The sequence below is a fragment of the Halomonas sp. DP8Y7-3 genome (genome assembly GCF_019801675.1).
In the GTDB taxonomy this organism is placed as follows: domain Bacteria; phylum Pseudomonadota; class Gammaproteobacteria; order Pseudomonadales; family Halomonadaceae; genus Halomonas; species Halomonas litopenaei_A.
Genome location: NZ_JAHVIO010000002.1, coordinates 55,059 through 80,661, shown reverse-complemented (window position 1 = coordinate 80,661; position 25,603 = coordinate 55,059). Strand labels below are relative to the sequence as shown.

Here is a 25,603-nt window from a genome sequence, read left to right as displayed (position 1 = left end):
CCATGGCCACTCGCAAGGCGCCGCCCCGCAAGCGGGGAGCCACCAGCAGCCAGAAGCGCAAACAGCCCTCCACGCGCGGCCGCGGCGGCATTCCCGGCTGGCTGTGGGCGGCCGTCGGCCTGGCGGCTGGCTTTCTGCTGGCACACCACCAGAACGGCACCGCGCCATGGCAGGATCCGCGATCGCCGATCGCTGCGGTACTGCCCAAGCCATCGAGCAATGATGGCCAGGGCGGTGGAACAAGTAGTACTTCCACCAGCGGCGGACAAGGTCAGAGCAGCGACAGCGAACCGCCCATGCCGACCTTCGAGTTCTACACCCTGCTCCCCGAGTCAGAGGTCATTGCGTCAGACGAGGAAGTGCCCGAGTCCACGGCTCGTCGACCGGAAGCGGCAACGTCCAGTGATGATTCCATCTCGGACGATGACCCCATTGCCGCCGTGATCGCCGCCAACTCCCGCGAGGACACATCGGCGAGCACGCCCTCCGAGACGCCCCGTAGCGCCGAACGCCGCTACATGCTGCAGGCAGCGTCATTTCGTGAAGTGGGTGATGCACGTCAACTGGCTGGCCGGCTCAAGGACTTCGGCTTGCTGGCCAAGATCAGTGAGGTCGAGGCCACCGGCGGGGCGACATGGCACCGGGTGCAGGTCGGTCCTTACAGCGACCGCAACGAGCTGGCACGCGCCCAGGACCTGATGAGCACCCAAGGTATCGAACCCTTGCTGATTCAACTGCAGAATTGATGCCTTACCCCGTCACTTGACGACGCCTTGCTGACACCTCGAGGCCCGCTTCCTGATCTACCCCAGGAGCGGGCCTTGTTGTTTTCGACACGGCATCAGCCATATGGCTCATTTTCTTTGCCCTCTATCATATCTCTGAATATGCTCAGGCAACTCTCACATTTAGAACGCATCTTTCACGTACTGTGGTACAAGAAACAGTGACGTATCTCAGAAAAAACCCCAAAAACACGCCATACAAGCACATTTACATTTTCTAATTATCACGCGAATGAATGACTTAGATTAGAGCACTCATCCATACCTTACCTAATCACGCATACCAAAGTTTCCCCACCTGCCCATGTAGCCAGTATTACCACTTTGTCCTTATCACTAGCATGGTTTTCGCCAGCGCATGCCCATATGACGGGGTTACGTCAACAACCCTGAAACTGCACAACAATGGCGAATTCTGTCATTGAGCGTCGGCGCATTTTCCTCTACTTACAGGTGGACAGTGATGGCTGAAAGCAACGTTGAAACAGTGAACACAACCGCGTTCCTTGATGAAGATGGACTGACAGGCGGCAATGCTGGTGGTATCAATGATCTCCCCGGCACGGATATCACCACCCAGGGTCTGATCAGTTTTTCCTATAACAATGGAACCCCTGCCAGCAACTCGCCTTTTACCTGGAAAACTACAGGTATTCAGGCAATCACGTCCGGCGGCTCCGCCGTGACGTACTCAGTGTCAGATGACGGCCTGACCCTGACAGCCGCTGACGAAGATGGCGAAAAAGTCTTCGAACTTGTCATGCAAGACACCTCTTCAGGTCTGTTTGAGGCGACACTTTTCAAGTCAGCCGACCATGGCATTCCCACGGCGGAAGACGATCTGCTGTTGCAGGTTGGCTTCACCCTGACCGACAGTGCCGGCGCCACCTCGAGCGACATGATCGCTGTCTTTATCGACGATGATTCGCCTGCCATCACTTACCAGGACGGCAGCGAAATCGAAGTATCCACCACACATACCGGCAACTGGACGCTCAGCGGCGGTGCTGACGGTCTGGAAGATGCCAGCGTCAAGGTGCCTGGCGACAGCACCAGCTATGCACTCGATACCGCCATTCAGCTGGACAATGGCGTGCTGACCATCAAGAGCGACGGCACCTGGACCTTCACCATCGACAGGGACGTCATCGAGGATGACCCTAAACTCAGCTTCACCGTGACGGCCAGCGACACCGACGGTGACGTCACCAGCCGTACCTTCAATACCACGGTAAAACTCAAGGCTGTCCCCGTCACGCCAGAGACGGACGATGATCCCGCCACCACCTCACCCACTGCCACCGTCGACGAAGACGGTCTAGAAGGCGGGGGCGAAGGTGGCGTCGGCGATGTGCCTGAAATGTTCGCCACGGCCCGAGGCGAGCTCGGCTACAGCTATGGTGCCAGTGGCCCTGCGGCCGGGGCCGACGCCTTTTCTTGGCACCTGGAAGATATGCCGGCGCTCACCTCTGGAGGCGAAGCCGTCAGCTATACCCTGAGCCCCAACGGCCGGGTCATTGAAGGCAAGACACCAGATGGCGAAGCCGTCATTACTCTGCAGCTCATGGATGTAGAGAAAGGCACCTATACCGTCTTTATTCGCCAACCGCTGGATCATTCCGACACCACCATGGAGGACAATATCGAGTTCTCCGTCGGCTTTACCATCACCGATGCCGAAGGCCTCAGTGCCGATGGCAAGCTAAACGTCGTCGTCAATGATGACTCCCCCAAGACCCTCAAAGATACAGCCTCTACAGACAGCGCCACAGCGGTGACGGTGGACGTCCTTGAGAACGACCGTCCCGGTGGCGATGGCAGCCAGGTGACAAAGGTGGATGTGCAGGGCGGAGCCGCTACCGGCACGGCCGAGATCAACGCCGACGGCACCGTGACCTTTACACCAAACGTCAACTTCGCAGGAGACGCCGTCATCACCTATACCTTGGTGGATGGCGATGGCGACCAAGCCACCGGCGAGCTGGCAATCAGCGTCGACAGCGCAGGAAACGTGGGCCCAGTCACGCCTGATAGCGATGGTGATCCGCTAACCAAGACGGAAATCACCGTGCTGGATGAAGAAGGGCTTGCGGGAGGGGTGCGAGGCGGCGCCAATGATGCGCTGACTACCGCAACTGTGCGCTTCGGCACGCTGGGATATGACTTTGGCATCTACGGAGCGGCGGATACCGGCGCCTTCCGCTGGGATCCCAGCAACCTGCCGTTGATCTCCACCGGTGGCGAAGCCATCACCTTCAACTTGAACGGCAACGGTCGCTCCCTGGTCGGCAGCACTGACTCGGGCGAGAAGATCGTTTTCATCCAGTTGACCGATGTGCCTACAGGTACTTACAAGGTGGTCATCACCAAGCCACTGGATCACCGCAACCCTGAGGTCGAGGACGATATTCGCCTGGTGGTTGGCTATACCGTCACCGATAAGCAAGGGTTGACGGCGGAAGGTGCATTGAAAGTCATCATTGATGATGACTCCCCCCTGGTGAAGGATGACCACACGTCCACCGATAACCAAAGCCCCATCACCTTCGACGTTCTGGCCAATGACCAGGCCGGAGCAGATGGCTCTGGGCAACTGTCTGCGACCGTAGCTGGCGGCGATAGCGTCGGCACCGTTGTGGTCAATGCCGACAACACCCTGACGTTTACCGCGGCTCAGGACTTCACCGGTAAAGCTATTGTCGAATACACCTTCACTGATGGTGATGGCGACATTGCCTATGGCAAGCTCAAGGTAGACGTCACCCAGACGGCCACAGGGCCGACGACGCCAGAAACCGACGGAGACCCTTCTTCCAGTGCTCCTCTCGCCATTGTAGATGAGGACGGTTTGCCGGGTGGAAACGAAGGGGGCATCGGAGATATTGCTGGCACAGCTATCGTAAAAACAGGTCAGCTGAATTACGACTTTGGCTCGTTGGGGCCTGCCGATCCAGCCGATGCGTTTTCCTGGGATCAGAGCTCGTTGCCGCAGCTGACCTCTGGGGGTAGCGACGTCACCTTCTTCCTCAACGGTAACGGTCGCTCCTTGGTGGGCTTTGACGATTATGGCCGGAAGGTGATCACCGTTCAGTTGCCTGACCTGGCGTCAGCAAGCTACAAGGTGGTGCTCCATCAGCCGCTGGACCACGCCAACCCGACAGAAGAAGACAACTTCGTACTGGACTTGGGCTATACCATCACCAACAGCGCTGGCGCTCAAGCCTCTGGCACGTTGAAGATCCTGGTGAATGACGACTCATCGCAGGCAAGAAATGACCGCGTTGATGCCGAGAACAACTCACCCATAACGCTGAACGTACTGGCGAACGATGCGCTGGGCGCCGACGGAGCCCACATCAGCAAGGCGACCGTGGTCGGCGGTGCGGACGTTGGCTCCGTGTCCATCAACAGCGATGGCACTCTGACCTTCACTCCTGCTCCCAAGTTTGAAGGGATTGCCAGGATCTCCTACACCCTCAAGGACGGCGACGGCGATACCAGCAGCGCGACGGTAACGGTCAATGTCATGGATAACGGCATCGTACCCACGACGCCCGAGACCGATGGTGATCCTAACACCACCTCCCCTGTCACCACCCTCGATGAGGACGGCCTGTCAGGTGGCCTGGCCGGCGGCAACGGCGATGTGTCCGGTGAAGTCGTGAAGACGACGGGATCTCTGGGTTATACCTTCGGCGAGGATGGTCCGGCCAGCACCGGCGCCTTCACCTGGCAGACGGCAGGTCTACCGTCGCTGACTTCTGGCGGTGATGCCATCACCTTTACCGTCAGTGCCAACGGCACCGTGTTGACGGGTAGCACGACCGATGGCACGACAGTACTGACCGCCAAGGTCACTGACCTTGCCTCCGGTAGCTACGAAGTGGTCCTTAGCGATGTCCTTGATCATCCGATGATCAATACCGAGGACACTATTTCCCTGGACCTCGGCTATGCGCTGACAGATGGTGATGGTGATGTCGTCACCGGCAAGTTGACTGTCAACCTCAATGACGACATGCCGGAAGTGTTCATGGCGGATCCTGCCTTCCTGGAAGATGGTGCGTCAGGTTCCCTCAACTTCGCTACCCATGCCGGCGCCGATGGTGCCGATAGCGTGGTGTTCTACGACGACATCGATGGCACCGCAGCGCTGGACAGCGCTGGTAACGCTCTGATCTACCTTGGCAAACCCCTGACCTACGCGCTGAGCGACGACGGCAAGATGCTGTCAGCGGTTACCGCTGACGGCGACGTTGCCTTCTCTGTGGCCCTGTCGGACGATGGGACCAGCTACTCGGTGATGGCCAGCGATGCCTTTACCACTGGCGAGACCAATGACGTCATCGTATCGACGGGAACCGCTGCCGAAGACCACAGCTTTATCGGCTACAACGTGGCGGATGCAGAGCCTGGCAACGATGTACTGATCAGTTCCAAGGGTCAGACCATCGTTCGTGATGACAACTCCCTGGGCGTCAAGGATGCCAAGATCAGTGCTGGTGAGGTCATCCGCGTCGACTTCCTCAACAATGCTGTCATCAGCAAGAGTCAAGCGTCCTGGGACAGCCATCAGTCCATCAGCCGCTACCAGCAGACGCTGCATGTTGATGGCAAGTCCAGCTCGACAGCGTCACTCTCTGTCTCCGCATTTGCCTTTGATGTCGACGGCGGCGCCGGCAGATCGGTACCTGCCCTGGGCAGTGGCACTCCTGTCGACCTGTCGGTCAGCGACATCTCGGTATTCGATGCCGTGGGTGTCGAGGTCACCTCGGAAATCACCCTGACCGATAACGGCAACAGCATCACCGTGGCCGGCATTCAGGACGGATGGCGTATCGAACTTGAGAGCAGCCAGCCCTTCCAGGCAGTGGAAATCACTGGCCAGGCGGGCAATGACCTTAGCCTCGGCGGCATGGAGTATCGCTCGGGCGGTGAAGGTGGCAGCCTCGATGTTACCTACGAGCTGACCGGTACCGATGGGGATGGCGACTACGCCGAAGGCTACCTGACCCTCGAGACCCGCGAGGAAGACAGCGTGCAGGCCGGTGGTGACGGCGATGACACTATCACCGCAGGCCACGGCGACGATGTCATCATCGGCGACGATGGCGGCAGCGCAACCATCATCGAGAACGGCAAGGACTACAACCTGGCTCTGGTGCTCGACTTCTCGGTGAGTACTGCGGCGTATACCGACATACCGAAAGACGGCTACCCCGGGTACTTCAAGACGCGTATCGAAATCTTGAGGGAGGCGGTCACCGAATTCGTCAATGGCCTCAAGGATCATGTCGGCGTCATCAACATGAACGTGGTGATCTTCAACGATCACGCCTACACCATGGAGTACAAGGACGTCGTCGGCAACAACCTGTTCCAGTCCATCATCGACCGTGTCAACGGCTGGGGCCCGGGTGGTTACACCAACACCGAAGACGCGTTCCGCAAGACAGAGACCTGGTTCAAGCAAGTCAGTACTGACGACGTGGAAAACCAGACCATCTTCTACACCGACGGTACGCCTCAGTTCTACATGGCGGGCGTGAACAACGACGCCAAGGTGTGGACGGCCAACACCACCCAGGTCACGATGCAGGAGACGGTAGATGCCTTCAACGACCTGACACAGTACACCGATGTGCACGCGGTGGGCTGGGATGAAACGCCCAAGACCCGCACGATTCTGCCCGACGATACCAACGTCTCGCAGATCACCCAGTACTTCGACAACACCAACGTGGTCGGGGAATCTACCGTCATTCTGGATGACGGCACCGAATTCACCGGCACCATTGGCGAGGCGGAGATTGTCGACACCCAGTTCGAGCTCAACCTGGCCTTGGCCACCGGCTCCAAGGAAACTGGATACAACGGTCTTGGCAACGACACCCTGGATGGCGGCGGCGGCAACGACATCATCTTTGGTGATACCACCAACAGTGACGAGTTGAGCTGGACCAATGGCGACACGGGAGCAAGCTTCGCTGCTGGCACCCATGACGGCATGGGCCTGAGAGGGGTATTCGAGTTCCTGACGTGGTCTCCGGAGCACGGTGATGGTGAAGCACCGACCAATGCCCAGCTCAGCGACTACGTTCGCGACAACTACGAATCGCTGCTGGAAACCACTCGCACCCAGGGCGGTGACGACATCCTGAGGGGCGGTGCCGGCGATGACATCTTGATCGGCGGTGGCGGTGCAGACACCTTTGTCTTCACTCTCGCTGACGCAGGCGTCGAGGGCTCGCCCGCGACGGACACCATTGTCGACTTCCACACCGGTGTCTATGGCGCTAGTGCCAGTGCCGACAAGCTGGACCTGTCGGATCTGCTGGAAGATGCATCAGAGGCGTCGCTGTCTGACTACCTGCTGGCAGAACAGCAAGGGGCCGACACCGTGCTGCACATCGACGCAGGTGGCAACATCAGCGCCGATGGCAGCAACGCCAGCCAGGTCATCGTGCTGTCCGATGTCAGCATGTCGGGCTCCAGCGATGACTTCCTCAAGGGTCTGTTGGAGAACCACCAGCTCGATATCGAGTAAGGCTTGCATTGAGCCCCTATCGATACCCGCAGTAGCAAGGAAGCAGTTGATGTAAAAGGAAGAAACAGCACCCGGCCTCGGCCGGGTGCTGTCGTTTACGGGCCCGGAGCGATGAATGCAGCGTCAGCCATGGCCAACGACAGTCTCCATGGCTACGCCACGAACGTATTCTGCCCCACCGCCAGCGCGATGCCCGCTGTGCCCGGTTGAAATCTCGGCATGGTGCCCACACCTCCCAGACTATCGTCTTCAACGAGGGACCCTTCCCTCGAAAGTCACAGGAAACCCGAGGCCGGTCGAATGCCGGGGTTTCCTCAAGGAGAATGCTCCATGACCACGATTGTTTCCGTTCGCCGCGGCGACCAGGTGGCGCTGGCTGGTGACGGCCAGGTGTCACTGGGCAACACGGTAATGAAGGGCAACGCCAGCAAGGTGCGGCGCCTCTATCATGGCCAGGTGCTGGCAGGCTTTGCCGGCGGTACCGCGGATGCCTTCACCCTGTTTGAACGCTTCGAAGCCCAGCTCGAGAAGTATCAGGGCAACCTGGTCAAGGCAGCGGTGGAGCTGGCCAAGGACTGGCGCACCGATCGCGCTCTACGTCGTCTTGAAGCCCTGCTGGCGGTCGCCGACAAGAAGGCCTCGTTGATCATTACCGGCAATGGCGACGTGGTCGAGCCCGAGCGCGGCATCATCGCGATTGGCTCCGGCGGCAACTTTGCCCTGTCCGCCGCCCGCGCACTGCTGGAGAACACCGAGCTGTCGCCCCGCGAGATCACCGAGAAGTCGCTGGAAATCGCCGGTGACATCTGCGTGTACACCAATCACCACGTGACCCTGGAAGAGCTTTGATCATGACCCAGATGACACCCCGCGAAATTGTCCACGCGCTGGATCAGTACATCGTCGGTCAACAGGATGCCAAGCGCTCCGTGGCCATCGCCCTGCGCAACCGCTGGCGTCGCATGCAGCTCGACGGTGAGCTGCGCCAGGAAGTCACGCCGAAGAACATTCTGATGATCGGCCCCACCGGTGTCGGCAAGACCGAGATTGCTCGACGCCTGGCCAAGCTGGCCAAGGCACCGTTCATCAAGGTCGAGGCCACCAAGTTTACCGAGGTGGGCTACGTCGGGCGCGACGTCGAGTCGATCATCCGCGACCTCACCGAAGCGGCCATCAAGCTGGTCCGCGAGCAGGCCAAGGAAGAGGTCGGCCACCGCGCCGAGGACGCCGCCGAGGATCGCATCCTCGACGCCCTGCTGCCGCCGCCGCGGGGCCAGGAAGACGAACCGCGTCAAGACTCGTCCACCCGCCAGATGTTCCGCAAGAAGCTGCGCGAGGGTCAGCTCGACGACAAGGAAATCGAGATTCAGGTGTCTCCCCAGGCACCCAATCTGGAATTCCAGACGCCGCCGGGCATGGAAGAGATGACCAACCAGCTCCAGAGCCTGTTCTCGGGCATGGGCAAGGGCAAGACCGAGACCCGCAAGGTCACGGTCAAGGAAGCCTTCTCCATCCTGCGCGACGAAGAGGCCGGCAAGCTGGTCAACGAGGACGACATCAAATCCCGCGCCGTGGAGGCGGTGGAGCAGAACGGTATCGTCTTCCTCGACGAAATCGACAAGGTGGCCAAGGGCAGCGGACAGTCCAGCGGCGGGGAGGTCTCCCGCGAGGGCGTCCAGCGCGACCTGCTGCCGCTGATCGAGGGCTCCACCGTGTCGACCAAGTACGGCATGGTTAAGACCGACCACATCCTGTTCATCGCCTCAGGGGCCTTCCACCTGTCGCGTCCGTCAGACCTGATCCCGGAACTGCAGGGTCGTCTGCCCATCCGCGTCGAGCTGTCGGCGCTGACGCCGGAGGACTTCAAGCGCATTCTGACCGAGCCGTCCGCCGCCCTGACCCGTCAGTACGAGGCGCTGCTGGCCACCGATGGCCTGGAAGTGCAGTTCACCGACGACGGCATCGAGCGCATCGCCGAGATCGCCTATAACGTCAATGAAGGCACCGAAAACATCGGGGCTCGCCGCCTTCACACCGTGATGGAACGACTGCTGGAAGAAGCTTCCTTCAAGGGCTCAGACATTGGCAGCCCGCTGGTCATCGACCGCGCCTACGTCGATTCTCAGCTGGGTGAGCTGGCGATGGACGAGGACCTGAGCCGGTATATTCTGTAATACCGTGCCATGCCCGACGAGGCTTGAGCATCACCCCCCACGGGCCGCCGCGCATCGCGCCGCGGCCCGTGTCGTGATGGTAGGCTGTCATGACAATCCCTGATGAACAGCTTCAACCACAAGGGCCGCAGCAAGCGCAAGATCGGCATATCACTCCGTGGAGATCGACATGACAGCCCCTACCCCTACCCTGGTGCATTATCACAGGAAAGCGCGTGAGCTGGAGATTGGCTATGCCGATGGCTCACGCCACCGCCTGCCGGTGGAATACCTGCGGGTGTTTTCGCCGTCTGCCGAGGTTCGCGGCCACGGCGCCGATACCGCCACCCTACAGGTAGGCAAGAAGGATGTAGGCCTTGCCGATATTCGCCAGGCCGGACGCTACGCGCTCAAGCTTCACTTCGATGACGGCCATGACAGCGGACTCTACAGCTGGGACTACCTGGCCTGGTTGATCCGCGAGCGCGACGCCAACTGGGCCGACTACCTCGAACGCCTCGAAGCCGCTGGCGCCAGCCGCGAGCCGCTGGGTATCGAGATCCGTCAGCTGTAGCAGCACTCGTCTTTCCGAGGCCAGGCCACGGTCAAAGACAAGCCCGGCCCGCAAGGCTACAATGGCCGTTTTCTAGGCCCATCTCGCGACAGCTCACGACTCGGGAGTCCCATGGATAAGCGCACTACCCACTTTGGTTTTCAGGACGTGCCGGTCGACGAAAAGGCGTCACGCGTCGCCGATGTCTTCCACAGCGTGGCAGCCCGTTATGACGTCATGAACGACCTGATGTCCTTCGGTATCCATCGTCTGTGGAAGCGCCTCACTATCGAGCGCTCCGGTGTTCGCCCAGGCCACAGCGTGCTTGATATTGCCGGTGGAACGGGGGATCTGGCGCTCAAGTTCTCGCGTATGGTGGGCCCTCGCGGCAAGGTCGTTCTGGCCGACATCAACGCATCGATGCTGGGAGTGGGCCGTGACAAGCTGCTCGACCGCGGCGTCGGTGGCAATGTCGAGTACGTTCAGGCCAACGCGGAATGCTTGCCCTTTCCCGACAATACCTTCGACTGCATCACCATCGCCTTTGGCCTGCGCAACGTTACCGACAAGGATGCCGCGCTGGCGTCGATGGCGCGTATCCTGAAGCCAGGAGGCCGTCTGCTGGTGCTTGAGTTTTCCAAGCCCGGCAACCCCCTGCTGACCCGAGCCTACGACGAGTACTCGTTTCGCCTGTTGCCGAAGATGGGCGAAATGGTGGCGGGTGATGCCGACAGCTATCGTTACCTGGCCGAATCGATTCGCATGCATCCTGACCAGGAAACGCTGAAGGGCATGATGGAAACGGCCGGCCTCGAGCGTGTTGAATACACCAATCTCACCGGTGGTATCGTCGCCCTGCACCGCGGCATCAAGCTTTGAGGACATGATGGCCTTGACCCCGACCCTGCTGCTGGCCGGCATCGAGAAGACCGTCAACACCCTGCTTGCCCGCGACCCCGCTGCCCCCTCGCGGCTACGCCAGCTGGCGGGCCAGCGCGTCCTGCTGTGCCTGGAATCGCCGCCGGTGCAGCTGGGCCTGTGCTACCACCCTCAAGGGCTTGACCTGCTGCTGATCGACGAGGTCGAGGAAGCTGCCTGGGACGCGGTGGTCGAGCTGGACACGGATACCCTGGGACGCCTCGCCGGCGGTGCCGACATGGAGCGCCTGATGTTCGAGGGCCGCCTGGCGGTGCGCGGCAAGATCCACCTGCTGGAGGCGACCCGCGACCTGCTGCTGGACCTGGATCTGGACTGGGAGGCCGAACTCGCCCGCTGGCTGGGGGATCTGCCCGCCCACCAGCTTGCCGAAGGGCTGCGCGGTCTATCCCGCTGGGGACTTCGCACCCAGCGGGAACTGTGCGCCGATGTCTCCGAGTACGTGTTCGAGGAAGCCCGCTGGCTGCCCGGCCGCCACCAGCTGGAAGCCATGCGCGACGCCCTGACCGAGCTAGAACTCGCCACTGATCGCACCGAAGCACGCCTCAAGCGCCTGACCCGCCGCCTGGCCCAGGAGAACGACGCCCCATGATCCTTCGCCCCCTGCGCATCATCTGGGTCGTCACCCGCTATCGCCTGGATACCCTGCTGCCACTGGAGAAACTACCCTGGTGGCTACGCCTGGTATTCACCTGGTCGCCGCTCAAGCTGGTGCCCGTAGGTGAACGCTCACGGGGTGAGCGGTTGCGCCTGGCGCTGGAGTCGCTGGGACCGATCTTCGTCAAGTTTGGCCAGATGCTGTCGACGCGACGAGACCTGTTTCCCGACGACATCGCCAACGAACTCAAGCGACTGCAGGATCAGGTACCGCCCTTCCCTGGCGAGCAGGCAGAAGCGCTGATCGAAGAGTCCCTGGGTGAACCGCTGTCGGCGCTGTTTGCCGAATTTTCGCGGGAGCCGCTGGCCTCTGCATCGATCGCCCAGGTTCACACGGCGCGCCTGCACGATGGCCAGGATGTGGTGGTCAAGGTCATCCGCCCGGGCATTGACCGGGTCATGCGCCAGGACATGTCGCTGATGTATCTGCTGGCCAAGGCCCTGAGTTTTCTGCCCGAGGCACGCCGGCTGCATCCGCTGGAGGTGGTACGCGACTACGAGGTCACCCTGTTCGATGAACTGGACCTGACCAAGGAGGCGGCCAACACTTCCCAGCTCAAGCGCAACTTCGAGCGCTCGCCACTGCTTTACGTACCGTCGATCCACTGGCCGCTGACGCGCCAGAAGGTCATGGTCCAGGAGCGTATCCACGGCGTTCCGGTGGCCGATATCGATGCCCTCAAGGCCCAGGGGACAGACCTCAAGCGGCTGGCAGAGCGAGGCGTCGAAATCTTCTTCACCCAGGTCTTTCGCGACAATTTCTTCCATGCCGATATGCACCCGGGGAACATCTTCGTCTCCCGCCAGAATCCGAGCGATCCCCAGTACATCGCCATCGACTGCGGCATCGTCGGTAGCCTGACAAGGGAAGACCAGGACTATCTGGCCCGCAACCTGCTGGCCTTCTTCCACCAGGACTACTACGAGGTGGCGGCGCTGCACATCGAGTCCGGCTGGGTGGCAGAAGACACCCGCGCCAACGAGTTCGCCGCCGCGGTGCGTACCGTGTGTGAGCCGATCCTCGAAAAGCCGCTCAAGGATATTTCCTTCGGCCAGGTGCTGCTGGGACTGTTCCAGACCGCACGGCGCTTCAACATGGAAGTCCAGCCACAGCTGGTGCTGTTGCAGAAGACCCTGTTGAATATCGAGGGACTCGGCCGCCAGCTCTATCCCGATCTTGACCTGTGGGCCACCGCCAAGCCGTATCTGGAGCAGTGGATGAAAGAGCGCGCCGGCGCCCACGGACTCTGGGACTCCTTCAAGCGGCAAGCGCCGGAGCTCACCCGCCAGCTACCGGAACTGCCCGTGCTGGCCCACAAGGCGCTGTCGGAAACCGAAAAGCGCTCCCGACAGGTCACTCAGCAGGCCGATGTACTGACCCATATCCTGAGTCAGCTCACCCGCCAGGCCAAGCGCGTCCGACGGACCCGCCTGGGCCTGGCGCTGGCCGCCGTCGCACTGGCTTGGCAGCCATTGACGGCATGGCTATCGGGCCAGCCATGGCCCGTCCTGCTGGCGGCAGGCATTGGCACCCTGCTGGTGATCTGGAACTGACCCTTCATGGAACCTTCACCGATGAGCGATATTCTGAAGCAGCTCGACGCCGCCCTCGCTGAACGTCGACACGCCGACCCCGAGTCCTCTTACGTCGCTTCCTTGCATCACAAGGGCCTGAACAAGATACTCGAGAAGGTGGGGGAGGAAGCGGTGGAAACCGTCCTCGCCGCCAAGGACGTTGACGCTGATCCAGCCAGTCAAGAGGCGTTGATCGCTGAAACGGCAGACCTGTGGTTTCATAGCCTGGTGATGCTCTCGCACCTGGGCCTTGACCATCAGCAGGTGCTGGATGAACTGGCCCGTCGCTTTGGCGTATCGGGCCACGAGGAAAAGGCGTCCCGCCCCCGCTGACAAGGCGGCCGGAACCAACGATTCAAGGCGCTTGGCGCCGTACATTGAGGAAGCACTTATGTTAGGTGGTATCAGTATCTGGCAGCTGCTGATCGTGCTCGGCATCATCATCCTGATCTTCGGCACCAAGAAGCTCAGAAATGTCGGCAGCGACCTGGGAGGCGCCGTGAAGGGCTTCAAGAAGGCCGTCAACGAAGACGAAGAGAAGTCCGAGGAAGACAAGCCTCAGGCCCAGGTGCGTCATGACGAGCCCAACGGCACCCACACCTACGATGTCGAGGCAGAGCGCAAGCCCGAGTCCTCCGACGAACGCAAGTAACGCCACATGTTCGATATCGGCTTTCTCGAACTGCTGATCATCGGGGTGGTGGGGCTTCTGGTGCTGGGTCCCGAGCGTCTGCCCAAGGCCGCGCGTACCGCCGGCCTGTGGGTAGGCCGGATCAAACGCTCAGTGGCGGGCATGCAGCGCGAAATCAGCGCCCAGCTCGAAGCCGAGGAACTGCGGCAGAAGCTCAAGGAGCAGGAGCGCAAGCTCAACGAAGGCGTCAGCCAGGCGAAGAACAGTGCGGCAAGCGCCAAGCGCAGTGTCGAATCCATCGCCGACGCACCGCCTCGTGACAGCGCTCGCCCGCAGAGCGACGGCAGCACCAGCGCGGACCAGCGTCTGGACGCCGCCATTGACAGCGCCAGCCAGCCAACCTCGTCCGTCGACTCAGCTGCCACTTCCGATCACAAGGATTCCACCGCCCGATGAGCCATTCTGGTGACACGCCGCCGTCCGGTCAGGGCCACGCCCCGCTGATTGAACACCTGGTGGAACTGCGCTCGCGACTGATGCGCGCGGTGATCGCCATCGTGGTGATCTTCCTGGCGCTCTACGCCTTCTCCAACGATATCTATCAGTTTGTGGCAGATCCCCTGATGGAGCTGTTGCCGGAAGGCTCGCAGATGATCGCCACCGAGGTCGCATCGCCCTTCCTTGCGCCCTTCAAGCTGACGCTGGTGGTGGCGGTATTCGTGGCCATTCCCTTCGTGCTGCACCAGGCCTGGGCCTTCGTCGCCCCGGGGCTTTACGACAAGGAAAAGGCCCTGGCGCTGCCCCTGCTGGCCTCCAGCGTGGTGCTGTTCTATCTCGGCGCGGCCTTCGCCTACTATGTCGTGTTTCCCCTGCTATTCGCCTTCTTCACCCAGACCGGGCCGGAGAACGTGCAGGTAATGACCGACATCAACCAGTACCTCAACTTTGTACTGAAGCTGTTCTTCGCCTTTGGCATTGCCTTCGAGATCCCGATCGCCACTTTCTTGCTGGTGCTTACCGGAGCCGCCAGCGTCGAAAGCCTGAGCGCCAAGCGCCCCTACGTCATACTCGGCTGCTTTGTGATCGGCATGCTGATGACGCCCCCGGACGTGGTCAGCCAGAGCCTGCTGGCCATTCCCATGTATCTGCTCTATGAGGTGGGGCTGCTGTTCGGCCGGCTCGTCAAGCGCCGCCGCGCTGATGCCGACCAGGAAGACAGCACCAGCGAAGACGCCAACGACGCCTGATCCCGGAGCATTGTGCAAACCTGCGCGTCGCTAGGGACACAGCAACCGACGCCTCGGTAGCGAAAGACTTGTAGCGAAAGACCTGTAGCGAAAGACCTGTAGCGAAAGACCTGTAGCGAAAGACGCAAAAAAGCCGACGTAAAAACGTCAGCTTTTTTGCTATCCAATCCCGATCACTGGGTGATGTGCGTACCGCACATTCAGTGATTCAGGTCCATCATCTCGTCGATGCGCTCGACCAGCTTGTTGATGCCTAGTGCCGCTTCGCTCATGCGGGTCGCCAGCATGTAAGCAGGCGTCGTGACGATACGGTGTTCGAAATCCACCACGATATCGTCAACGGCGCAGCTACGATGCAGCCCGCCCATGGCACTGATGCAGCCGCACACTTCCGGATCGCTGCCGATGGTCACTGCAATTCCCGGCCCCAGGACCTTAGGCACCAGCACCGGGGCAATGCACATCAGTCCAATCGGCTTGCGTGCGTCGTGAAACTCGATCAACAGCTCACTCAAGTCCTGGTGCACGTCCATGTCGGACTTGGCTGTCGCATAGTTCGACAGGTTCTTGGCCACCCCGAAACCACCGGGCAAGATCAGCGCATCAAAGTCCGAGGCAGACAGCTCATCCAGCGGAGAAATCTCTCCCCGGGCCAGGCGCGCAGATTCCACCAGCACGTTCCGCGTCTCCTCGACCACCTCGCCGCGGTGATGATCGACCACCGCCTGATCGATATCCGGTGCGAAGCAGCGATAGGCAATGCCCAGTTGATCCAGGCGCAGCAGGGTCAGGGTGGTTTCATAGACTTCAGAGCCATCCTGAACGCCACAACCTGACAGGACGATCGCTACCTGTTTACTCATTTCATTCTCCTTATGAGCGCACTTGGCTCTCCAGGGCGCCAAGTGCAGCCAAGACAGCCACTACTCTAGAGAGTCACCAAGGGTGCGACAAGACGCGACTTTCGACGAACAGGCGAGGAGGAATATACTCGACGGATGTCACGCGCCTGTCATCTAACGCCACCACACTAGCGCGTGGCGCCAAATCTCGTTCCCAGTGGAGTGCCGTCTTGAGTGCCATCACCCCTCGCCTGTTTCCTGCTGCTCGTCCCCGTCGCATGCGCAAGGACGACTTCTCTCGCCGCCTGATGCGTGAGAACACCCTGACCGCCGATGACCTGATCTGGCCAGTGTTTGTGCTGGAAGGCGAAGGTCGTCGCGAGGCCGTGCCGTCCATGCCCGGTGTCGAGCGCCTGTCGCTGGACCTGCTGATTGAAGAAGCCCGAGAAGCGGTCGAGCTGGGGATCCCCGCGATTGCCCTGTTTCCGGTCGTCGATGCCGACAAGAAAAGCGAGCTGGCCGAAGAAGCCTACAGCGCAGGCGGACTCGTCCAGCGCAGCGTGCGCGAGCTCAAGGCGGCCCTGCCGGAACTCGGCGTCATCACCGACGTGGCGCTGGACCCTTACACCAGCCACGGCCAGGACGGCATCCTCGACGAGCACGGCTACGTGGCCAATGACCGCACCGTGGAGACCTTGATCAAGCAGGCCCTGTCCCATGCCGAGGCGGGCGCCGACGTGGTGGCACCGTCCGACATGATGGACGGCCGCATCGGCGCGATCCGCGAGCTGCTGGAGCAGGAAGGACTGCACAACACCCGCATCATGGCCTACAGCGCCAAATATGCATCGCGCTACTACGGCCCCTTCCGCGACGCCGTGGGCTCCGCGGCCAACCTGGGCAAGGCCGACAAGTCCACCTACCAGATGGATCCCGCCAACAGCGACGAGGCGCTCCACGAGGCCGCCATGGACATCACCGAAGGCGCCGACATGGTGATGGTCAAGCCAGGTATGCCCTATCTGGATGTGGTGCGACGAGTCAAGGACGAACTGCGTGTGCCCACCTACGCTTACCAGGTCAGTGGTGAATATGCCATGCACATGGCGGCATTCGACCATGGCTGGCTGGATGCCGACAGCGTCATTCTGGAGTCCCTGATGTGCTTCAAGCGTGCCGGAGCCGACGGCGTGCTGACCTATTTTGCCAAGCGAGCGGCCAGACTGTTGGCAAGCTGACGAGGGGAAGGAACGGCGCCTTCCCGGGCCCCTTTTTGAGGAATGACCATGGAAGACGCACAGACCGACAACGCCACCATTGAACAGGCCACCCTGGGCAAGTCCGATGTCTCGGTGGGAGACTCCCCCCAGGCCGATACCCCGGTGCCGCGGCTGAATCAGACGCGCACCGGGATCAAGCCCAAGGCTCTGCCCGACCCGGAGGCGGATCTCAGCGATCCCAGCCTCTACTTCAATCGTGAATTGTCGCATCTGCAGTTCAACATCAGGGTGCTCGAACAGGCACTGGATGAAGCGCATCCGCTGCTCAACCGCTTGATGTTCCTGCTGATCTTCTCCTCAAACATGGACGAGTTCTTCGAAATTCGCGTCGCCGGCCTGAAGAGCCAGATCGCCATGGGCGATGACGCCACCGGGGCCGATGGGCGCAGCCCGCGCTCCGTGCTGGACGAGATTTCCAAGATCGCCCACGAGCATGTCGAACGTCAGTACCGCATTCTCAATGAGCAGCTGATTCCGGCAATGGAGGCACAGAACATTCGCTTCCGCCGCCGCAGCGACTGGACCAAGGCTCAGCGCAAGTGGGTCCATGACTACTTCTCCAACGAAATCATTCCGGTCGTCAGCCCGATTGGCCTGGACCCGTCGCACCCCTTCCCACGCCTGGTCAACAAGAGCCTGAACTTCATCGTCGAGCTGGAAGGCAAGGATGCCTTCGGCCGCGAAGGCGGCCTCGCCATTCTTCCGGCGCCCCGCTCCCTGCCACGAGTGATCGCACTGCCCAGCGAGCTGTGTGAGGAAGGCTTCAACGAGTACCTGTTCCTGTCCTCGATGATCCATGCCCACGCCGACGAAGTGTTCCCGGGCATGAAGGTCAAGGGCTGCTATCAGTTCCGCCTGACCCGCAACGCCGACATGACCGTGGACCCGGAAGAAGTCTCGGACCTGGCCTCGGCCCTGCGTGGTGAGCTGCTGGCCCGCCGCTACGGCAGCGGCGTGCGCCTCGAGGTGGCCGACAACTGCCCGGAAGGCTTGTCCGACTTTTTGCTCAAGCAATTCCAGCTCGAGCCCAATGACCTCTATCGCGTCAACGGCCCAGTCAACCTCACTCGCATGATGTCGGTACTGGGGGACTCGGAGCGCCCAGAGCTGATGTATCGCTCCTTCGTGCCGGGGATACCCAAGCAGGTCAAACAGCCCAACAGCATCATGCAGGCCATGCAGGAAGGCGATATCCTGCTGCACCACCCCTTCCAGTCCTTCACTCCCGTGGAAGACCTGTGCCGTGAAGCCGCTCGCGACCCGGACGTGCTGGCGATCAAGCAGACGCTGTATCGCACCGGCGCCGACTCCCCCATCGTCACCGCCCTGGTGGAGGCCGCCGGCAATGGCAAGGAAGTCACCGTTGTCATCGAACTGCGCGCCCGCTTCGATGAAGCCGACAACCTGGCCCTCGCCTCACGCCTGCAGGAGGCCGGCGCCATCGTCATCTACGGTGTCATGGCCTACAAGACCCACGCCAAGATGATGCATATTGTGCGCCGCGAGAAGGGCGCGCTGCGTCACTATGCCCACCTGGGCACCGGCAACTACCATTCCAAGACGGCCAAGCTCTACACCGACTACAGCTTGCTGACCGCCGACCCAGTGCTATGTGCCGATGTGCACAAGGTATTCCAGCAGCTGTCCGGCATGGGACGCACCCGCCAGATCGAAAAGCTGCTCCACGCTCCCTTCACCCTGCACGAGCAAGTGGTGGCAATGATCGAGCGAGAAGCCGAATTCGCGCGCAAGGGAAAGCGCGCCCATATCATCGTCAAGTGCAATTCCCTGACCGAACCCAAGCTGATTCAGGCCCTTTATCGCGCCTCCCAGGCCGGGGTCGAATGCGACTTGATCATTCGCGGCATGTGCTGTCTGCGCCCTGGACTGCCCGGCATCTCGGAGAACATTCGCGTGCGCTCGGTCATCGGTCGCTTTCTGGAGCACACCCGAGTCTTCCACTTCCACAATGACGGCAAGCCCGAAACCTGGGGCTCCAGCGCCGACTTCATGGCCCGCAACATGTTCCACCGGGTCGAGACCTGCTTTCCGCTGCTGGACAAGAAACTGGCCGCACGGGTGCGCAAGGACCTGGAAACCTACCTGGTCGACAACTGTCAGAGCTGGCTGTTGCAGGGCGACGGGACCTACATCAAGCAGGATCCCGGCGAGGCCGCCCCGATCTCGGCCCAGGAAACGCTGCTCTACGCCTATGCCGCCCGTGCCTGACGGCTTTAGCTCCAGGACACAGCGCTCCTAGAAAGCCCCCGCCAGCGATGCTGTCGGGGGCATATCATGCCGGCACCACCAACATCACGGACATCAGGGCGCCTTGGCGCCAGCACCGCCCCTGTCGCGCCCCGCCCCTGTTGCCCCCTGCCCCAAAGCAAAGCCCCCGGCTCCGATGAAGGAGCCGGGGGCCGGTGCTGGACGCCGCAGTCAAAGGCGGCAAGCGAAGGCTAGAGCCCGATCTGGCCGCCGTCTTCGCGCTGAATGACCACCGTGGCAGCACGCGGACGCACGCTGGAATCGGTGGCCTGGGTGGCATCATCACTGGCAGGCCAGTTGCCAGGGTGCTGGATGTTGATAAACAGCGCCGTCTTGTCAGGCGTCGAGAAGATACCCGTCACCTCGCAGCCGTTGGGGCCCACACAGAAGCGCTTGAGCTTGTCCTGGTTGGCACCGGACAGCACCGCAGCCGCACCATCGGCACGCTCCAGCCCTGCCGGCACCACCGCCAGAACCTGGTCATTGGTGCTTTCGGCAACGCCCTCATAGCCATTGTCGGTCTGAATCCACAGGATACCCTGGCCGTCGCCGCGCTCGTCGAAGTAAAGACCGTCGGGACTGGCGAACTCGTTGTCTGCGGTCAGGCCCGACAGGTTATCGGCATCGCTGGCGGCGGCACCGAAGACAAAGACCTCCCATTCGAAAGCACTGGCATCTGCCCCCTCACGCCAGCGGATGATCTGCCCCGCCTCATTGTTGGCCCTCGGGTTGGCGGCATTGACCGGAGCGGTGGCATAGCCATTCCCCAACGCCTCGATGCTGTCCCCATCGCCGGTCAGGGTCGCCTCGGTGCCTTCCTCGGTACGCTTGGAGTTGTTGGTAAGGGTCATGTAGACCTCACCGGTGGAAGGATCCACCGCGCCCCACTCCGGGCGATCCATCGGCGTTGCCCCCATCAGGTCAGCGGCATCGCAGGTATGGATGATCACCCCTGCCAGATCGTCGGCACCGAGCTCCAGGGCCTCGGCCAGGGGGCGACCATCCTGGGTCGTAGCTTGCGGCGTCAGCGGCAACCACTGGCCACTGCCATCGGCATTGAAGCGAGCCACGTACAGCGTGCCCTCATCCATGTACTTGCTGCCTCGCGCCAGGCGGTCGGCCTCGGCACCGGGCGCGATGGCATCCGCCGGGTCCCAGACCGCCCTGGACACGAACTTGTAGATGTACTCGTTGCGGGAGTCGTGGCCAGAGTAGAACACGACCGGCTGGCCAGCCTCCAGCTTGCCCGGCCAGCACCCCTCGTGGCGGAAACGCCCCAACGCCGTGCGCTTCACTGCTTGCTTGCCGGTGTACGGGTCGATCTCGACGATATAGCCGAACTGACGCGCCTCGTTGCGATAGTCGCCGGTAGCATCGCCATCGCCGGGGTTGCCGATCAGCCGGGTAAACTCGTCATCACGTTCGCTGGCGTCGCCCGCTGCGGTTTCCCAGCCATAGCGACCGCGCCCGGTGGCGATGCCAAGACGATCATCGTCCCGCGTCCGCCCTTCGTCCTTGACGAAATAATCCGGCCAGTTTTCTTCGCAGGTCAGATAGGTGCCCCAGGGGGTATACCCATTGGCACAGTTATTGTTGGTGCCCCGCGCCTGGGTTCCCCCCGGAGAGAACCGGGTCTTGACGTAGTCACTGCCGGCCACCGGGCCAGACAGATGCATCGGCGTGGCACTGGTATAGCGACGGTTGTAACGGGATCCCTTGACGTGACTCCAGTGTCCGTTGGCGCCCTTCTGCACCTCTACGACCGTGACCCCGTGGGCATTGATTTCTGTTCGGACTTCATCGGCAGGACGCTTGCCCTCCGCCATGTTGGTGGGACCGCCCTGGGGCGCCCACAGGGCATTTTCATCAATGTACTCATTGTTCATCACCAGCAGGAAGCGCTCAGAGCCGCTGGCATCATCCAGAGCGAAGGGGTGCATGCCGTCGTGGTGCATGCCGACGCTGGCCGCCTGTCCCTCTGGCGTCATGGCCAGGTCGTCGCGCCATTGGGGGGCGCTGTCATCGAGCGGCGTCCCCCAGGGCACCAGTACCTGGGCGGTATACCCCGCAGGCACCACTACCGCATCCGTGCGCGACCCTTTGACCGCGTCGAAGGCCAGTGCCAGCGGCGTCTTGGACATGCCTGACCCATGCTGATCGGCGATAGCGGTCAGCCCGAAGCCCCCCAGCATGGACATGGCTGCCATGCCCATGCCGCCCTTCATCACAGCGCGGCGCGACAGGCGACGATCGAGTATTGAAGAAAAGGGCTCATTGCTGCTGGGGTTCAACAGGCGGTGATCTTCGATTTCCTTGCTCATTGCGCAGTCCTCTCTTGGCCGTCGACGTGTGGAACGTCGGCAGACGGGATGTCGTTGCCGGCTGCGGGCCGGTGGCGGGCAGTCACTCGCGCCGATCTGCGCTGTTGGGTGCGCTATCTCGGCGATGTCGGTCCTCGCGACACCCTAGGATGTCTAGATGACAGGGATGTGACGATGCGGTACGCCGGACAAAGCATAAGAGGTAACTGAAATGTTAAAAGGGTAACAATTAGTGAAAGAAACTAAGCTTAGGTGACGACAGAGTGATCCAACGCTTGCTCTCGACAGGACCAGAACCATGTGGCATCTGGGACACCGACATCAGCGCATTCTGCTCATGCCGCAAAAGGCACCCTCTAGCGATGAGGACCCAGAACCTTGCTGGCACTGGGTACATTGCACCGATCAAAGGCAGCAACGAGGGGGGAGCCACTCCCGGCTGGATCTCCTTGGTCAACTGGATCCTGCCCTACCCTGCGTGCTGGTCATGCCACCCCACACTATCGCTCTGGTGGCACTAGAGCGGGGAGTGCTGGGCCATAGTGACCCGCAAGCGTCACTCGACACGCTGATCGCGAAAGAGCTGTGCGTGAATCGACAGAGCCTGGCGGTGCATGTGCTCAATCAGGACCACCAGCACCTGGATGTGATGGTGATCCAGCGGGGACTGCTGGCCCAGTGCTTGAACCGGCTTCACCGCCAGCAGCTCCACCCCGCCTGGTGGTCCAGCGCCTTCCAGGGGCTGCCGTTGCCAGACCCCGGACATCTGGCGGTACTGCCCTGGGGCGACGACTGGATGCTCAAGTGGCGTCAACCCCAGGCCCTGGAGAGGGAGCGTTGGCTCAGCTGGCCAAAGAGCCAGGAGCTGGAGCAGCTCAGCCAACAGTTGCCCGATGAGTTGCGCGATTCCCCATGGAACTGCCCGCTCGCTCCCGACGCCTCCAGCAGTCTCGACTGTCTGGCATTCTTCGCCCGCCATCTACCCGTCGACCTGCCACGAGTGCCAGAAGATATGCAGGATCCAGGGGAGCTCTCTCAGGCGACGCCTGAAACGGCATAGAACAAGTCGATGAAAGCGGCATGGGTGACACCAAGTGTTCTCCAGGTGGCGAGAACGGCATAATGCTCAAGCTCATCACGACAATGGAGTGTCCATGCCCGCCTCAAGGCCTGCCCCCGAGTCTTTTTTCAGGAGCTCCCTCTCCAGGAGCTGTTCCTCCAAGCGCTCTGTCCATGGGCGCTGTATCTCCAAGGGCGCTGTCTCTCAACCGGCTCGCAGGGTTTTGAAGTGCTTAGTCTTGAAGTGCTTGGTCTTGAGCGGCATGTTGCTGCTGCTGGGAGGCTGTGCGGCCTTCGCCCCAGCGCCACCGGCCCATCAGGACAATCTGTGCGACGTCTTTCGCCAGCAGCCGGACTGGTATGACGCGACGCGTGCCTCGTATGAAAAGTGGGGGACTCCCCCCTGGACCCAAATGGCGTTCATCAAGCGCGAATCGTCGTTTCGCAGCCACGTCAGGCCTCCCAGAACCACGCTATTGGGGTTCATTCCGTGGACGCGTCCCTCCTCGGCCTACGGCTACGCCCAGGCCCAGGACCCGGTCTGGGGAGAATACACTGATGATGCGGGTGGGCTGTTCTCAAGCCGCAGCGACATGGACGATGCCACCGACTTCATCGGCTGGTACAACGCCCGAACGCAGCGCATGACCGGCGTCTCGCTGGCCAATCCGGAACACCTCTACCTGGCCTACCACGAGGGCCAGGGGGGCTACCAGCGCGGTAGTTATCGCGCCAAGCCTGCGGTCATACGCGCGGCGCGCGAGGTCGCGACCACCGCCTCGCGTTATCGCGGCCAGCTGGCCGCCTGCGAGGCGGAGTTTCGTTGCGATGGATTCTTCGAGGTCTGGCCATTTTGCCGGGGTTGATCAGGTGCCCTCGGCCAGGCGCTCTGCGGCCACACTCAACAGGTGTTCGGTGGTCTCCCAACCAATGCACGCGTCCGTGACGGAGACACCGTAGCGCAGCTTGCCGGGGTCCAGAGGCTGCTTGCCTTCATGCAGATGGCTCTCGAGCATCACCCCGATCAGCGCCGTATCGCCCGCCAGCCGCTGGGCCAGCACGTCGAGCAAGACTTCGCTCTGGCGGCGGTGGTCCTTGCGTGCATTGGCATGACTGCAGTCGACCATCAAGCGCGGCGACAGCCCGGCCTCGCGCAGAGCTCTACGCGCTGCCGCCACCGCAGCAACATCGTAGTTCGGTTCGCCGTGGCCGCCACGCAGCACCACATGGGTATGGGGATTGCCCTGGGTCTCGACCATCATCGGCTGGCCGTCGCTGCCTACGGCAAAATGTTGATGGGGATGGGCAGCACTGTGCATCGCATCCAGGGCCACCTGCACATCACCACTGGTGGCATTCTTGAAACCGACGACAGCCCCCAGGCCACTGGCCATCTCGCGGTGCAGCTGAGACTCGGTCGTGCGCGCGCCGATGGCGACCCAGGCCAGCAGATCCTCCAGGTACGGGGCCATCATCGGCTGCAGAATTTCGGTGGCGACCGGCAGCCCCATCTCAACGATGTCCCGCATCAGCTGGCGCGACAGCGCCAGGCCACGACTCATGTTGCCTGTCCCATCCAGGTCTGGATCGTAGGCCAGCCCTTTCCAGCCCACGGTGGTGCGTGGCTTCTCGACGTAGACGCGCATGACCACCAGGACACGATCGCGGATACTGGCCGCCATGCCGGCCAGGCGCTCGGCGTATTCCAGGGCCGCCTGGGGATCATGAATCGAACAGGGCCCCACCACCGCCAGCAGGCGGTCATCTCGGCCTTCCAGGATGTCGCGAATTTCCTGACGCTGTGCGTCGACACGGTCCGCCAGAGTGGCGCTCAACGGGTACTGCTGCTTGAGCGACAGCGGTGCGGGCAATGCGGTCCCGTTAGATCGATCCTGCACAGCAGTCTCTGGGGTCGTCGTGGCCATGTGGGAGGTCGTAGCAAGGGAGAGGGTCGCGGTCATGGTATCAGCTCCAAAGGGTCGTACATCGTTGAACATGTCGACCACCGAGGCGCTCACGGTCGGAGGTGGCCAGTTGGGCCGACCGCGTGTCGATAAATCGCCAGCCATACCCATAGGCGTAACCCTGGAAGTCGGCGTAGACGAAATCTCGATATGCGGTCATCGGTTATCTCCTGTTACCTGCCACTGCAGGCTGTCGCGACGCTCTGGAGCATCATGCCAAAAACAAAGAACCCCCGGACGGGCTGCCGTCCGGGGGTTCTGGGAGGCGGCCCTGGGTGGGAGCGCCTCGCGAGTGCCGACGTTGTCGTCAGGCCTCGCGCACCAGCGCCCCGGTATCAAACCAATACCAGGTAAAGCTGGACCAATAAAAGGACACGCCCGTCATCGCTTGCCCACCACTCAGCGACGCGACATCGGTCGCCAGCGCACCACTTGCGGAGCAAGATGCTCCGTCAGGGCAAGCTGTTGGCTGAGAGGTGACTGATAACATGGCGATCTCCTGAATCTGCCTTCATCCTGCCCGGCGCCGAGACAAATGGCAACCCCTGACACCTATCCTGCTGTTGCCAGCGTCACCCAGGCGATGGTCGCCGGCAGGCATGTCATGCCCGCCATCACCACCAGGCCAAGAAAGATCATCAGAAAGCCGCTCTCATCACGAAAGTCAGCCGGGTCGTGGGGGCTGTCATGGACATTGCCCTGCGTCTTGCCGTGATCGCTGGCGTGGCGCTGCTCAGGAGCGTTGTGGTGGGCCATGGAAGCCTCTTCTCATCGTTGGATTGTCA

The 25,603-nt window shown here is 61.6% G+C and carries 20 protein-coding genes; 16 read left to right on the top strand and 4 right to left on the bottom strand.

The genetic code is table 11. The features are described from left to right. Window positions 1–2 precede the first annotated feature (2 nt). The 12 genes from KUV86_RS01790 (at window position 3) to tatC (ending at window position 15,084) form a co-directional block, all read left to right on the top strand. Window positions 3–746, top strand: coding sequence for an SPOR domain-containing protein (locus tag KUV86_RS01790; RefSeq protein WP_222483391.1), 744 nt, complete (start codon window positions 3–5; stop codon window positions 744–746). Window positions 747–1,272: 526 nt separating this feature from the next. Continuing rightward, window positions 1,273–7,332, top strand: coding sequence for an Ig-like domain-containing protein (locus KUV86_RS01785; RefSeq protein ID WP_222483390.1), 6,060 nt, complete (start codon window positions 1,273–1,275; stop codon window positions 7,330–7,332). Between the two features lie 330 nt (window positions 7,333–7,662). Further along, window positions 7,663–8,181, top strand: coding sequence for an ATP-dependent protease subunit HslV (hslV, locus tag KUV86_RS01780; protein WP_206940245.1), 519 nt, complete (start codon window positions 7,663–7,665; stop codon window positions 8,179–8,181). A gap of 2 nt (window positions 8,182–8,183) precedes the next feature. Then, a complete protein-coding gene (hslU, locus tag KUV86_RS01775; RefSeq protein ID WP_222161582.1) occupies window positions 8,184–9,506 on the top strand; it encodes an ATP-dependent protease ATPase subunit HslU in 1,323 nt (440 codons plus the stop codon). 169 nt (window positions 9,507–9,675) lie between these two features. Further along, window positions 9,676–10,059, top strand: a complete 384-nt coding sequence (locus KUV86_RS01770; RefSeq protein WP_222161581.1) for a gamma-butyrobetaine hydroxylase-like domain-containing protein — start codon at window positions 9,676–9,678, stop codon at window positions 10,057–10,059. A 111-nt stretch (window positions 10,060–10,170) separates the two neighbouring features. Next, window positions 10,171–10,917 carry a bifunctional demethylmenaquinone methyltransferase/2-methoxy-6-polyprenyl-1,4-benzoquinol methylase UbiE gene (ubiE, locus tag KUV86_RS01765; protein ID WP_206940250.1) on the top strand — a complete coding sequence of 249 codons (747 nt, stop codon included), beginning with the start codon at window positions 10,171–10,173 and terminating at the stop codon, window positions 10,915–10,917. Window positions 10,918–10,924: 7 nt separating this feature from the next. Then, window positions 10,925–11,566: an SCP2 domain-containing protein gene (locus KUV86_RS01760; protein ID WP_206940831.1), complete on the top strand. Its 642-nt coding sequence runs from the start codon at window positions 10,925–10,927 to the stop codon at window positions 11,564–11,566. Then, a complete protein-coding gene (gene ubiB, locus KUV86_RS01755; protein ID WP_222483389.1) occupies window positions 11,563–13,185 on the top strand; it encodes a ubiquinone biosynthesis regulatory protein kinase UbiB in 1,623 nt (540 codons plus the stop codon). The genes KUV86_RS01760 and ubiB overlap by 4 nt, the downstream gene beginning before the upstream one ends. A gap of 21 nt (window positions 13,186–13,206) precedes the next feature. Further along, window positions 13,207–13,539 carry a phosphoribosyl-ATP diphosphatase gene (locus KUV86_RS01750; protein ID WP_222161580.1) on the top strand — a complete coding sequence of 111 codons (333 nt, stop codon included), beginning with the start codon at window positions 13,207–13,209 and terminating at the stop codon, window positions 13,537–13,539. Window positions 13,540–13,597: 58 nt separating this feature from the next. Further along, a complete protein-coding gene (tatA, locus tag KUV86_RS01745; protein WP_222237063.1) occupies window positions 13,598–13,858 on the top strand; it encodes a Sec-independent protein translocase subunit TatA in 261 nt (86 codons plus the stop codon). A gap of 6 nt (window positions 13,859–13,864) precedes the next feature. Further along, window positions 13,865–14,293: a Sec-independent protein translocase protein TatB gene (tatB, locus tag KUV86_RS01740; protein WP_222161578.1), complete on the top strand. Its 429-nt coding sequence runs from the start codon at window positions 13,865–13,867 to the stop codon at window positions 14,291–14,293. Beyond that, window positions 14,290–15,084, top strand: a complete 795-nt coding sequence (tatC, locus tag KUV86_RS01735; protein ID WP_206940260.1) for a twin-arginine translocase subunit TatC — start codon at window positions 14,290–14,292, stop codon at window positions 15,082–15,084. The genes tatB and tatC overlap by 4 nt, the downstream gene beginning before the upstream one ends. 200 nt (window positions 15,085–15,284) lie before the next feature. Here tatC and elbB read toward each other — a convergent pair whose 3' ends face one another. Beyond that, window positions 15,285–15,947 carry an isoprenoid biosynthesis glyoxalase ElbB gene (gene elbB / locus KUV86_RS01730; protein ID WP_222483388.1) on the bottom strand — a complete coding sequence of 221 codons (663 nt, stop codon included), beginning with the start codon at window positions 15,945–15,947 and terminating at the stop codon, window positions 15,285–15,287. A gap of 209 nt (window positions 15,948–16,156) precedes the next feature. On the opposite strand from elbB, the gene hemB reads away from it, so the two are divergent. Both hemB and ppk1 read left to right on the top strand, forming a co-directional pair. After that, window positions 16,157–17,164 carry a porphobilinogen synthase gene (hemB, locus tag KUV86_RS01725; protein WP_222161576.1) on the top strand — a complete coding sequence of 336 codons (1,008 nt, stop codon included), beginning with the start codon at window positions 16,157–16,159 and terminating at the stop codon, window positions 17,162–17,164. Between the two features lie 48 nt (window positions 17,165–17,212). Beyond that, window positions 17,213–19,435: a polyphosphate kinase 1 gene (gene ppk1, locus KUV86_RS01720; protein WP_222483387.1), complete on the top strand. Its 2,223-nt coding sequence runs from the start codon at window positions 17,213–17,215 to the stop codon at window positions 19,433–19,435. 230 nt (window positions 19,436–19,665) lie between these two features. Here ppk1 and KUV86_RS01715 read toward each other — a convergent pair whose 3' ends face one another. After that, entirely contained in the window at window positions 19,666–21,795 is a 2,130-nt protein-coding gene (locus KUV86_RS01715; RefSeq protein WP_222483386.1) for a PhoX family protein, read from the bottom strand. 487 nt (window positions 21,796–22,282) lie between these two features. Between KUV86_RS01715 and KUV86_RS01710 the strand changes: the two genes are divergently transcribed. Together KUV86_RS01710 and KUV86_RS01705 are read left to right on the top strand one after the other, a co-directional pair. Next, a complete protein-coding gene (locus KUV86_RS01710; protein WP_222161573.1) occupies window positions 22,283–22,855 on the top strand; it encodes a hypothetical protein in 573 nt (190 codons plus the stop codon). Between the two features lie 262 nt (window positions 22,856–23,117). Then, entirely contained in the window at window positions 23,118–23,720 is a 603-nt protein-coding gene (locus tag KUV86_RS01705; protein WP_222483385.1) for a lysozyme-like domain containing protein, read from the top strand. On the opposite strand, the gene KUV86_RS01700 is transcribed toward KUV86_RS01705, so the two are convergent. Both KUV86_RS01700 and KUV86_RS01695 read right to left on the bottom strand, forming a co-directional pair. Further along, window positions 23,721–24,815 (bottom strand): 3-deoxy-7-phosphoheptulonate synthase, encoded by a 1,095-nt coding sequence (locus KUV86_RS01700; protein WP_222483384.1) that lies wholly within the window; start codon window positions 24,813–24,815, stop codon window positions 23,721–23,723. 555 nt (window positions 24,816–25,370) lie between these two features. After that, window positions 25,371–25,574: a hypothetical protein gene (locus KUV86_RS01695; RefSeq protein WP_222483460.1), complete on the bottom strand. Its 204-nt coding sequence runs from the start codon at window positions 25,572–25,574 to the stop codon at window positions 25,371–25,373. Window positions 25,575–25,603: the final 29 nt, after the last annotated feature.

Coding starts and splice junctions, on each gene's coding strand:
- KUV86_RS01790 (WP_222483391.1), top strand. CDS start 3: ATGGCCACTCGCAAGGCGCCGCCCCGCAAGCGGGGAGCCACCAGCAGC.
- hslV (WP_206940245.1), top strand. CDS start 7,663: ATGACCACGATTGTTTCCGTTCGCCGCGGCGACCAGGTGGCGCTGGCT.
- hslU (WP_222161582.1), top strand. CDS start 8,184: ATGACCCAGATGACACCCCGCGAAATTGTCCACGCGCTGGATCAGTAC.
- KUV86_RS01770 (WP_222161581.1), top strand. CDS start 9,676: ATGACAGCCCCTACCCCTACCCTGGTGCATTATCACAGGAAAGCGCGT.
- ubiE (WP_206940250.1), top strand. CDS start 10,171: ATGGATAAGCGCACTACCCACTTTGGTTTTCAGGACGTGCCGGTCGAC.
- KUV86_RS01760 (WP_206940831.1), top strand. CDS start 10,925: ATGGCCTTGACCCCGACCCTGCTGCTGGCCGGCATCGAGAAGACCGTC.
- ubiB (WP_222483389.1), top strand. CDS start 11,563: ATGATCCTTCGCCCCCTGCGCATCATCTGGGTCGTCACCCGCTATCGC.
- KUV86_RS01750 (WP_222161580.1), top strand. CDS start 13,207: ATGAGCGATATTCTGAAGCAGCTCGACGCCGCCCTCGCTGAACGTCGA.
- tatA (WP_222237063.1), top strand. CDS start 13,598: ATGTTAGGTGGTATCAGTATCTGGCAGCTGCTGATCGTGCTCGGCATC.
- tatB (WP_222161578.1), top strand. CDS start 13,865: ATGTTCGATATCGGCTTTCTCGAACTGCTGATCATCGGGGTGGTGGGG.
- tatC (WP_206940260.1), top strand. CDS start 14,290: ATGAGCCATTCTGGTGACACGCCGCCGTCCGGTCAGGGCCACGCCCCG.
- elbB (WP_222483388.1), bottom strand. CDS start 15,947: ATGAGTAAACAGGTAGCGATCGTCCTGTCAGGTTGTGGCGTTCAGGAT.
- ppk1 (WP_222483387.1), top strand. CDS start 17,213: ATGGAAGACGCACAGACCGACAACGCCACCATTGAACAGGCCACCCTG.
- KUV86_RS01715 (WP_222483386.1), bottom strand. CDS start 21,795: ATGAGCAAGGAAATCGAAGATCACCGCCTGTTGAACCCCAGCAGCAAT.
- KUV86_RS01710 (WP_222161573.1), top strand. CDS start 22,283: ATGCCACCCCACACTATCGCTCTGGTGGCACTAGAGCGGGGAGTGCTG.
- KUV86_RS01705 (WP_222483385.1), top strand. CDS start 23,118: ATGTTGCTGCTGCTGGGAGGCTGTGCGGCCTTCGCCCCAGCGCCACCG.
- KUV86_RS01700 (WP_222483384.1), bottom strand. CDS start 24,815: ATGACCGCGACCCTCTCCCTTGCTACGACCTCCCACATGGCCACGACG.
- KUV86_RS01695 (WP_222483460.1), bottom strand. CDS start 25,574: ATGGCCCACCACAACGCTCCTGAGCAGCGCCACGCCAGCGATCACGGC.